This window comes from Phaeovibrio sulfidiphilus, assembly GCF_014861485.1.
Taxonomy (GTDB): domain Bacteria; phylum Pseudomonadota; class Alphaproteobacteria; order Rhodospirillales; family Rhodospirillaceae; genus Phaeovibrio; species Phaeovibrio sulfidiphilus.
In genome coordinates this window covers 387,798-398,751 of the sequence record NZ_JACZHT010000002.1, presented here as the reverse complement: position 1 = coordinate 398,751, position 10,954 = coordinate 387,798, and the positions used below count along the sequence as shown (strand labels likewise).

The window sequence follows — 10,954 nt, the reverse complement described above, 5'->3', positions numbered from 1 at the left end:
CCCGGGCCGGGCCGGAGCAGATCCGTTCGGGGCCCCGGACCCGTTCCGAAGTCCGGCACCCTTGTGTAATTACGATCTAGAACGCCTGCCCAAGACTTACGTAGATCTGCCATCTGTCGTCCTCGCGGCGGCGGTTGACCGGCACGCCGAAGTCCACCCGAACCGGACCGAAGTCCGTATAGTACCGGACCCCGAGCCCGGTTCCGACCCGCACGGTCTCCTGAAACGAGGGAAACGAGTCCTCACCCACGGCGCCCGCCTCGATGAACGGGACCACACCGATGGTGTCGGTGATCTTGATGCGGAACTCGACGCCGCCGTCCACCGCAGAGCGCCCGCCGATGGGATCCCCCGACGGCCCCAGGGGCCCGATCATCTGGAACCCGAACCCGCGGACCGACCCGCCCCCGCCCGCATAGAGACGCCGGTTCGGCGGAATGCGCGACAGACCGGCCCCGGTGATGGAGGCCACCCGCGCCCGCCCGGCCACCACAAGGCGCTTGTCGAAAAACGAAAGGTAGCCCGACCCGGATACGGCCATGGACAGGAAGCTCGTGTCGTCGTTCTCCACCTTGCCCGAATAGGGAGTCACAAGAAAGGACAGGCGCGTCCCCGTGGTGGGGTCCAGCAGATTGTCCGTGTCATCGCGGGCGAACTGCACCGGCGCGCCCACCAGAATGTGGTTGAAGGACTTCTTGTCCCCGTACTCGGGCCAGGTCAGGTGCCCCATGTCGAACAGGAACCCCGCCGACAGGCGCCAGTGGTCCAGAAACGTGCGCTCGATCCCCAGACCGGCACTGCTCTCGTACCCGGAGTAGGCCTCGTACTCCTTGCGCCCGAAGGAAAAGGTGCCGGTCAGGTTCTGGCGGGGGCTCATGAAATAGGGCTTGCGGAAGAACACGCTCCCGGTCTGCTCGATATAGCCCGCGACAATATTGAGCCGCAGAAGCTCGCCGCTGCCAAACAGGTTGCGGTGCTCCCAGCGCCCGGTGGCCCCGAAGCCGCTGTCCGTGGCCCAGGACAGCCCCCCGGACAGGGTCCTGGGCAGGGCCTCGGTCACCTTCAGGTCTATGGGAACCCGGCCCTCCCCGTCCACGGGCGGAACCGGCCCCAGCTCGATGGTGGCCAGAAGGCGGGTTTCGGAAAGACGCTTGCGGAAGGTCTGCACCTGGCGCTCGTCGTAGGGGGCTCCCGTCTCCCAGGGGCGCATTTTCTGGAAGAACCCGCTGTCCACCTCCCGGTTTCCGGACACCCCCAAGGTTCCGAACGTGGCCAGAGGCCCGGGACGCACAACGTAGGTGACCTCCATGGTCTTCGTGTCGTGATCGACCACCGCCTTGCGGTCCACCACCTCGGCAAAGGGGTATCCGGCCTCTTTCAGGGCGGTCTCGATTTTCCGGTTGCCCGCAAGGACCGGGGAGGCCTCGGCCGGCTCGCCGGTCTTGAGGCCCGAGGCCTCGGGTCCGCACGCCAGAGAGCCCGGGACCGCGTCCCCGCCCCCCTTTCCGTCCGCACCGCCGGCGGGCTCGAGGATCACGCGCGACAGGGTATAGCGGGGCCCGGGAACCACACGGACCGTCACCGCCGCGTTCTGCCCCGAACGCTCCGGCGGACGGATTGCCCCCTCCACCGTACCCGCATAGTAACCACGGGAGCGGAGCGCCTCGCGAAAACGCTCAAGGTCCACATCCAGGCGCTGGCGCAGGCCCTCGAGGGTGGCCGGGGGCTCGTCCTTCAGGGTCTCCATCCGCGAGACGGACCGCAGGAAGTCCTCAAGGTCGCCGCCGCCCTTACCCGCATTCAGGCTGAGATCATAGGGAACCGAGGCGCCGGATGACCCCGCCTTCCCCGGGCGCCCGCCCGTGGCCGAGGGCTCCGGATCCGAGGCGGAGGATGAGACGGGCGGAGGCTCGGACAGTGGTGCGGATCCGGCCGCAAGGGACGCGCTCGGGGCGCTCCACCAGGCGGCGGCCACGACGCCCGCCAGCAGGACGCCACACCCCGGGCGCCGGCTCTTTCGTGTCGATGTAGAGGGGAATGGAGCCGCGTCGGGCCGGGCATTCTCCACGGTCATGGTCCGTCGCTTTACTGAATGGCGGGTTCAAGAGAGAACAGAATCTCCGGGGTGGCCACAAGATCGTAGGCCAGTTTCCCACAAACCGCCAGAACAACAAGAGCGAGCAGAACCCGAAGCTGCTCGCCGCGAAGGCGGGTTCCCGCCCGTGCACCCCAGTTGACGCCGACAACGGCTCCGGCAATCAGGAGCAGCGCAAGAAAGATATCCACCGTGTGGTTGATGGCCGCGTGCAAGATCGCGGTGATGATCGTCACAAAAATGATCTGGAGAAGACTGGTGCCCACAACCGTGCGGGTCGGCATGCCAAGGATGTAGATCATGGCCGGGATCATCAGAAACCCGCCGCCTACGCCCAGCATGGCCGCAAAAGCCCCAACCACAAACCCCACCAGGAGCGGCACAAGGGCGCTGATGTAGAGCTTGGACTGGCGGAACCGCATCTTGAACGGAAGGCGGTGCATCCAGCGCCGCCGCGGCCCTGATGACCGCGCGGTGCCCCCGGAGCGGGCGCGGCGGAACCAGGACGCCAGGCTCTCGAAGAACATCAGCCCGCCCACAGACCCCAGAAACACCACGTAGCCAATGGAGATGAAGGTGTCCACCTGCCCCGCATGGCGCAGCAGGGAAAACAGCCAGACCCCGAGGGCCGCGCCAAACAGACCACCCACGCTGAGGACCAGCCCCATGCGCACGTCCACATTGCCTGCACGCATGTGGGCAATCACACCGGTGACCGACGAGGCCACGATCTGGTTCGCCTGGGTTCCGACCGCCACAGCCGGGGGCACGCCGTACAGGATCAGAAGGGGGGTGAGAAGGAAGCCGCCCCCCACGCCGAACAGGCCGGACAGATAGCCGACGAAAACCCCCATGCCGAGAACGGGAAAAACGTTAACGGCCATCTCGGCGATAGGAAGATACAGCTGCACCGCGCGCCATCCAGGGTGGAACCGGCAGACACCGGAAGGGAAGACGCCGCCCCCCCGAACGGGAGAACGGCCAGGACGGGAGCAAGGACCGGCGGTCCGGCTCGGGAAGGATCTGCCCGGGGAAACACCCAGGAAAAGCAGACCCTCCAAGTCTAGTACAAACAGGGCCTGCGAAAAAACCGCAAAAAGGGGCCCGAGGCCCCTTTTTTTCCATCGGACTGCACCGGGAAGACCCGGAAATCAGTACCTTTTTTCAAGCGCCGAAGCATAGCGCGCCCGATGAAAGGCGCCATCAAGACGGACCCGGCGCCTGCCAAGCCTCCCATCGACAATTCGCACAGCAACAGCGAACAAAAACACGACAAGAAGTATCTCGACCATGCCTCTGCATTCCACTCCTTTTGACCGGATTACAAGGACCAGAAAAAGTACACCAGATTTGGTAACAACAACTACATATGGTGAAAAATCCCGGTCCGTTAACTCAATATATACCTTTTCGGAGGCCGGGAAATCAAGGTCAGCACCATTACAAACAAGAAAAACAGACCAGCCCCTACACACACTGACCGGGAAAACGAGCACCAGGAACGCGCGTGACGCAAATCGTGTCGTTTTGATTATACTAAATACAGACTTAAGGCTTTACGACCTCGCTCCGGATCTCCAGTCCCGGGTGAAACGCCGCGCCCCGTCCACGCAGCCCCGCCCCGGCGCCGCCGAAATTGGCGGGACTCGGCCCACCTTTCCGGGGCCTGACCGATGAGTAGAAAAACATAACTTGCCCTCCCTGTTCAGTTGTGTATACATCGGTTCATGCGTAGCCCGAAACCGGGTGCCCCGCAGCCCCTGCGAACACCCACTTTCGGCATACATACCTTCAGACATGACGCCGTGTCAGTGCCGAAAACAAGTAAAGAAAAACAACGGACTGGAACACCATGTCGAATCTCACCCTGTGCCGGACCTCCGGCCCGCCGGCGTTTTCCGTTCGGCCGGCCCTTGTCAGCGACATCGAGGCGGTCTCCCGGCTTGACGCCACAAACGCCAACGCCCCCCTGCGCGAAACCTCCGAATTCGGGATGGACCGCTGGCGGGAGTACTTCAAGCGCTACGGCACCGGACGCCCGCGCCGGCACTTCCTGGTGGCCACCACCGAGGCAGGCTGCGTGGGCTTCGCCCTGGGCGAGGTCCGCACCCTGGACTACACCAGCGCCCCCTATGCCTGCGTGTCGGCCCTGTTTGTGTCGCCGTCGTGCCGGGGCAACGGCGTGGGCACTGCCCTGTTCGAGGCCCTGTGCGCCCGCTTTCTCGGCGACGGTGCCCGGAACGTGCGCATGATGGTGCCCTGCGTTGGCGGTGCCGAGACCCCCATGGCGTTTTGCCGCCAGCTGGGGATGAAAACCGGAGGGTACATCCAGTTCGAGAAGGGGCTGAGCGCGTGAAACTCCAGACCTCTACCCTGTATGCCCTCATCGCCATGCTGGAACTGACGGCCCGCCCGGATGAGTCCGTATCGGCCTCCGAGATCGCCCAACGGCACAACCTGCCCCTCAGCCACCTGGCCAAGGTGCTCCGGGAGCTGGGCAAGGCCCGGTTTGTCGAGGCCTCGCGCGGCATCGGCGGTGGCTACCGCCTGGCCTCCCCGGGCCGCAAGGTGACCTTGCATGACGTGATCTCGGTGTTCGAGCCGACACCGCGGGCGGGCACCAATGGAGCGGGGCAGCCGATCCTGGGCAGCACGGCGGAAAGCGCCGCCCTGGACGCCTTCTTCCAGGAACTGGGCAGCCTGCAAACCGCCCTTCTCGCCTCCATGACCTTCCACACGCTGGCACGGGCCGGAGCCCGAGGCAGCCGTGAGGAGGACAGCGCTCCGGGCGCCAGCCTGACGGCCTCCCTGCGGGCCCGGGCCTGACCCCTCCCGGGGCCTGAACCGGCGCCACAACCGGAGCCAAACGGCTGCGGATCCGGACTCCCGAACCGGGGGTTCCGGCACGCGATACCGGACGCGCGGGAACCGGCGACCGGGCCCCGCACCGGATCCACGCGCACCCCAGCCCCCACGCGCACCCCAGGCCCCCACGCTTACCCCAGGTCCCACGCTTACCCCACGCCCCGGGCAGTCCCCATCGCAGCCCTCCGCGCCCCGGGCACAAAAAAAGCGAGCGGGTTTCCCCGCTCGCCGGTCCGGCCCGAAAGCCGGTGTTCGTGAAAAGCCCCTCCGGGAGGGCGCGCGCCCTAGAAGAGACGCAGCACCGCCTGGTCGGACTGCTGCGAGATCGACAGGGCGATCACACCCAGCTGCTGTCTGGTCTGCAGGGCCAGCATGTTCGCGGATTCCTCGTTCATGTTCGCATTCACGAGGTCGGCCGCGCCGCCTTTCAGGGTGTTCACCGTGTTGTCGGTCCAGTCCTTGCGGATGGACATGATGGACGAGTAGTTACCCAGCTCGGCAGCGTAGGCGCGAACCTGGCTGCGGGCCGTATCGACCGTGGCAATAAAGTCGTCGATCTTGTTGGTATCCACCGTTCCGTCAGTGCGGACCCAGTCCTTGGCCGACACGGTTTTGGCCTTGGTACCGTCCACCAGACCGGTCAGGATCGAGCCAAGAGCCCGGGCCTGCACGTCGATCTTGCGGTTCTTGTCCTGCTCGGAGAAGATCACCGTCAGACGCTCCGGGGCGATGAAGCCCTGCTTGTCGGAGTACTTGTCCTGATTGGCGGCAACCTCGTCGTTGACGGCCGTCTGCCGGATCGTGTTGTAGGTGTCGGCGCCAAGAGCGTTCTTGGTCGGGTCCGTCAGATCCGTATCAGCCACCAGGGTCGTGGCATTGGCCTTGATGAAGTCATCACGCACCGCGGCCATGTCAATCTTGGCTGCGGAGGTGTCATCGGTCGCGAGGTAGTAGTTGTCGCCCGATTTGTAGACCTTGCCGGCGGTCAGGGTGGCTTCACCCAGGTCCGTTGCCGACTTGGTTTCCGAGGTGATGTACTTGCCACCACCCGATTTGGTAATGTCGGAGTCCGCCACACCGTAGTCCGTGTTCGCGGCGATCTTCAAGGTGGTGCCGTCGGGGGGGGTCGCGGTTCCGAAGAAGTCCGCGCCTTTTTCCTTCAGGGCCTTGTCGAAGGCGTCACCGGCATACTGGTTTCGGACATCGGCATTGACCACATTCAGGGCGGCCTTACCGGCATCCGAGTTCACATCGACGTTGTCAACGGCCTGTACCAGGTTGATACCGTCGTAGTTCGTATCACCGGCAAGCTGGACGATCTGCCCCAGGTTGTCGTTGATCTGCTTGATGTAGTTTTCGCGAACCTTTGCGTCTTTTTCGGCACGGGCCGACTGGGCGGCTGCCTTGGCGCTCTTCAGAAGGCTGTCGACCTGCTCCAGCGAGTCAACGGCCTCCTTGATCACGTTCACGCCGTTCTGGATATCGCTCTTGATATCCGAAAGGTCGGACGCCCGGTTGGTCAGGTTACGGTTCTTGAAGAAGGCCATCGCGTCGTCAAGAGCCGAGTTGACGGCCTTGCCGGTCGACAGCCGGTTCTGCGTGCGATCAACCAGCGATTGCGTATTTTGCAGCGCCAGAAGGTTCGACATTGCTGCAGAGGAAAGCGTTACTGAGCTTGCCATGGTTCAATCCCTTTCTAGGATCTGTGGTGTTTCATGGCGGGCCTCATTCAGAGCGCCCGTCTGCCCCCGGAGAGCCCGGGAGGCATGTCCGCAGTGCGCGGCTGGTCCGAGATGTGGTGGGGCAAAAACGCCGGCGCAACCCTTGAACCCGGTTCCAGAGCACGAAAACACCCAAAATCACCCACGCAACTCATTGATTTTGAATTGTTTTTCTTGAAACGTGTCTTTCTCGTAATCAAATACACACAGATCTATGGTATTTTATTGCGTGTAACGGCGGACAGGGGGCAGGCTTGCCCCGCCCGGAAACCGCACTCCCTGCACCCCGGCAGAACCCCGTCGGCGCAGGGGGGGGGGGGGCACAGGGAAAACCGGGCGCTCCCGGGCGCCGTTTCCGGCCCGTCCACGCCGCGCCCAACGCCCCGCACAGCCCCGGGCGGAGGAGACGGACCGCCCCGAAGCGGCTTCGGGCACTCAACCCTTGTGTGAATTCGCGGACAGAATTCTGGACCTGCGGGCTCCGCCCCCCGATATACCCCCTGCGACGAAAAGTCGGCCTCCCCGCCCCGGACGACAGGGGCAGGAGGTCGAGGGGCAGAACGCCCGGGGAGACTCAAGCAATGAATATCTCACCCCTTCTGGCATCGCTGATGCCCGATACCTCCAATGGCCCGCCCAACCCGCTGACCGCAAACACCTCGGCGCTCAATCCCTTTGCGCAGATCGGTCTGAAGCAGCAGGCGGTGCGGCTGTTCGAGGAGATGAACGACAAGAAGCAGCAGATCGGCGACAAGTATGACACCCAGACCCAGGGACTGGATCTGGACGAAAAGCGCATCTACACGGTCATGCGCGATCTTGCGGCTGCAAAAACCGGCCTTGAGGAAGGTCTGAAGGGCATTGATGATATCGACAAATCCCTTCTGGACATGCGCTCCGCGGTCACCGGCATTGAAGACGCCGTGAAAGCGGGGAACAAGGACGACATCGAATACTACAAGGAAAAGTATGATACCGCGCTGGCGAAGATCAATGAGGCCGCGAACGACTACTCTTCGGACAACAACCTCATCGGTTCTCCCCAGAACTGGGGCGACTGGTCTCCCAACTCGGTCAGCTACCGGCCGACTGTGAACTCACCCGAGGACACCACCATCAAGGGGGCCTTCCTGGGGTCCGACTTCCGCATCGAGATGGACGACGGCTCGGTCTGGGTTCCCACCTACAACGGAACCTCGACAAACCTGGGCTCCGCCGGCGAGATCACCCACTACGATGACTACAACCAGTACAATCCGCAGGCCAGCGGCGGAAAGGGGGACTCGGTCTCCTTCCAGGACCTGACCGTCAAGGAGCGCAACGGCGACACCGTCACCCTTGCCTACACGAACGCGGACGGAAAAGAGGTCACCATCACCGGCACCCTGAAACAGGGCGGCCTGGGGGTTGCCCCCTCGTTCCTCTACGACGTGAACAACCCGGACGATCTCGCGAAAATGCGCGACGACCTGTCGATGGCCACCTCGAAGGTGTTTATGACAAAGACCTCCCTGGAGAATGACCAGGCGAGCGTCGCAAAGGCCGAAAAGGCCTACTCGGACGACGTTCAGGGGATCGCGAAGGAACGCGAGAAGATCGCCAGCCTCAAGTATGTCGACCAGCTCGAGCTCGAGGACGACTACAAGCGCCAGTACGACGTGATGGCCCAGCACTACGCGATGATGAGCCAGCAGCAGCAGGCCTACGTGCAGATGTTCCAGTCCACGCTGAATGCCTACAGCAAGAACAACCCGTTCGTGGACTTCCTGGCCTGAGGCCAGCGACTTCCTGGCCTGAAAAGCCAGCGGCTTCCCGGCCTGAAGCCAGCGGCGTGCGGGCCCGAGACCAGCATGCCCACCCTTTCCGACCGCGCCCCGAACAGGCCCGGCCGGTGAGACACCGGGAGCGGGAACAGTCCGCCCCCGGCTCCCGTCCCGACTGCAGGCAGGATGCCGAACGGCAACGGGGACGGGAACTCCGGTGGCAGCCCCGGGCGGGCCGCTGCCGGAGCCAGGATCCGCAAGGATGAAATACGGCAGGGGACCGGATCGTCACCCGGTTCCCAAAGCCCGAAGGGGCGGCTTCGGAGAGGGGGCCGCCCCGTTTCCTTGCCGCAACCGGACCCGATCCCTGCGGGCGCGGCGCGCGCCCGGAGGCGGACGCCCCACCCCCAAAAAAAGCCGAAAACAGGCCCTGAAAGGGCGGGAAAACCGGACTGGGAAGACCTGTCAGTCCGCGTGAGGTCTCGCCAACAACTATCGGAAAATGAAAAGATTTTTACGGACCTGAACCCGGAGCCGAACCACCCCTGCCGGGCACCCCGCGCACCACAGCCGGGGACCGACGACAAGACACCGGGCGCCCGACACGGGGGACCGCCACAGCGGCCGACGCGGGGGCTCTCAGCCCCGGGCGAGTGGCAGCCCCTTCTCGCGGCGCTTCACACGCCGGACCCCGCCCCACAGGATCAGCAGCACCACACCGGCCGTAATCCCCAGCGCGGTCAGATACCGGGTGTCGGCGAAGCACTCCAGCGGACCGCCGTAAAACGGGGCGCGCAGCAGGATCATGGCCCAGGTGAACGGGTTCACATACATGACCCCCTTCAGGATCGCGGGCGCACTTTCCAGGGGGAACAGGGCCGAGGACAGGAACCACAGGGGCATCATGACCAGCATCATCACCCCGTGGAAGCCTGCGGTGGACTCCATGGACCAGGCCACCAGAAATCCAAACCCGGTGCAGGCGACTGACAGCACCGCAAGGGTCACCACAATCATCACCACGGACCCGGGGCCGATGTGAAACCCCATGAAGGGGATGGCCAGCAGCAGGATCGAGGCCTGGATCATGGCCACCATGGTGCCGCCCAGAACCTTGCCCATGACGATGGACAGCCGGGAGACGGGCGCCGCCATCACGCCCTGGAGAAAGCCCTGGTCCCGGTCCTCGATCAGGGTGATCGTGGAGAAGACGCTGGCGAACAGGACCATCATGGCCAGCATGCCGGGGTAGAAGTACTCGGTGTAGGTCATGCCGCCGCCGGCGAAGGTCCCCGCATCAAAGGACGGCGAGAGCCCCGCCCCCAGCACCAGCCAGAACAGCAGGGGCTGCCCGAGGGTTCCCGCCAGCCGGGCGGGCTGCCGGACAAAACGCAGCAGGTCGCGCCGGGCCAGAGCCAGGGTCGCATCGCGGGTTGTGGCGCGGAACGTCGGAGTTCCGGCAAACGGGGTCGGGGACGTCATGATGCCAGATCCATTTGCGGTTTGGGCACGAAGGGGGAGGTTCCGGGGCCGGCGCCGGTCAGGTGGACAAACACGTCATCCAGGGTCGGCTCCCGCACGGCGACCCCCGTGATCTCGTCACGGAACGAGTCCAGCACCGCATCGATCAGCGGAACCGGGGGCTCGTCGCGCCCCAGCTCAAGGCGGATCTCGCTGCCGCACAGCACGCAGGAATGGCCCAGCCGCTCCGCCACAGAGGGCAGAAGGGCGCGGGCCCGCTCCTCGGACGGGGTGTTCACCACCAAAACGTTGCGCCCCAGCCGTCCGCACAGGGCAGCCGGGGTGTCATGGGCCAGCAGGCGCCCCTGGGAGAGGATCGCCACCCGGTCCGCGTTCTCGGCCTCCGAGAACACATGGCTGGTCATCAGGATGGTCATCTCCCGCTCGCGCTTCAGGCGAGCAAGCTGCTCGAGAAACGAGCGCCGCGCCGCCGGATCCAGGCCGGTGGTGGGCTCGTCAAGCAACAGGACGGAGGGCGCGCTCATCAGGGCCTTGGCCAGCTCCACCTGCCGGGCCAGACCGCCGGACAGGGTGCCGACCCGGTCGGGCAGGCGATCCGTCAGGCCGCTCCAGGACAGGGACTCCCGGATCCGGTCGCGCAGCACCCGCCCGCGAAGGCCGAACAGGGCTCCGTGCAGGGAGAGGTTCTCCTCCACGCTCAGATGCCTGTCCAGGGCCGGGGACTGGAACACGACGCCCAGCAGGGCCCGCGCCTGGGCCGGAGCCGCAAACAGGTCGAACCCGCCAATCTCGACCGAGCCCCGGGAAGGCAGCGCGAGACCGGAAAGAAGACGAAAAAGGGTGGATTTGCCCGACCCGTTCGGTCCGGCAAGGATGGTCATGGTTCCGGCCGCGATATCAAGATCAAGGCCGTCAAGCGCCGTGCGCCCCTCGCGGGAGCGCCCGAGGGCGTAAACGTACGACAGTCCACGAATACGAATCATTTCCGCCTGCCTGTTTTCCCCTCGACGGGGGCTTCCGGACACTGC

Annotated in this window: 8 protein-coding genes; 3 read left to right on the top strand and 5 right to left on the bottom strand. The window is 64.8% G+C overall.

From position 1 onward, the window contains the following. Window positions 1–76 precede the first annotated feature (76 nt). On the bottom strand, window positions 77–2,074 hold the full coding sequence (locus IHV25_RS04650) for an autotransporter assembly complex protein TamA (RefSeq protein WP_192533934.1): 1,998 nt from the start codon (window positions 2,072–2,074) through the stop codon (window positions 77–79). Window positions 2,075–2,085: 11 nt separating this feature from the next. Continuing rightward, complete coding sequence (locus tag IHV25_RS04645) at window positions 2,086–3,006, bottom strand: TSUP family transporter (RefSeq protein WP_192533933.1); 921 nt, start codon at window positions 3,004–3,006, stop codon at window positions 2,086–2,088. A gap of 941 nt (window positions 3,007–3,947) precedes the next feature. Between IHV25_RS04645 and IHV25_RS04640 the strand changes: the two genes are divergently transcribed. Together IHV25_RS04640 and IHV25_RS04635 are read left to right on the top strand one after the other, a co-directional pair. After that, window positions 3,948–4,451: a GNAT family N-acetyltransferase gene (locus tag IHV25_RS04640; RefSeq protein ID WP_192533932.1), complete on the top strand. Its 504-nt coding sequence runs from the start codon at window positions 3,948–3,950 to the stop codon at window positions 4,449–4,451. Next, entirely contained in the window at window positions 4,448–4,921 is a 474-nt protein-coding gene (locus IHV25_RS04635) for an Rrf2 family transcriptional regulator (RefSeq protein ID WP_192533931.1), read from the top strand. Before IHV25_RS04640 ends, IHV25_RS04635 begins: the two co-directional genes overlap by 4 nt. Window positions 4,922–5,244: 323 nt before the next feature. Here the strand turns inward: IHV25_RS04635 and IHV25_RS04630 are convergent, their stop codons facing one another. After that, window positions 5,245–6,642 (bottom strand): flagellin N-terminal helical domain-containing protein, encoded by a 1,398-nt coding sequence (locus IHV25_RS04630; protein ID WP_192533930.1) that lies wholly within the window; start codon window positions 6,640–6,642, stop codon window positions 5,245–5,247. A gap of 620 nt (window positions 6,643–7,262) precedes the next feature. Here IHV25_RS04630 and IHV25_RS04625 point away from each other — a divergent pair. Beyond that, entirely contained in the window at window positions 7,263–8,456 is a 1,194-nt protein-coding gene (locus tag IHV25_RS04625; RefSeq protein ID WP_192533929.1) for a hypothetical protein, read from the top strand. Between the two features lie 627 nt (window positions 8,457–9,083). On the opposite strand, the gene IHV25_RS04620 is transcribed toward IHV25_RS04625, so the two are convergent. Together IHV25_RS04620 and IHV25_RS04615 are read right to left on the bottom strand one after the other, a co-directional pair. Then, the gene (locus IHV25_RS04620; RefSeq protein WP_192533928.1) at window positions 9,084–9,926 is read right to left on the bottom strand and encodes an ABC transporter permease; all 843 of its coding nucleotides are present in this window, start codon (window positions 9,924–9,926) and stop codon (window positions 9,084–9,086) included. Continuing rightward, complete coding sequence (locus IHV25_RS04615; protein ID WP_192533927.1) at window positions 9,923–10,909, bottom strand: ABC transporter ATP-binding protein; 987 nt, start codon at window positions 10,907–10,909, stop codon at window positions 9,923–9,925. The genes IHV25_RS04620 and IHV25_RS04615 overlap by 4 nt, the downstream gene beginning before the upstream one ends. Window positions 10,910–10,954: the final 45 nt, after the last annotated feature.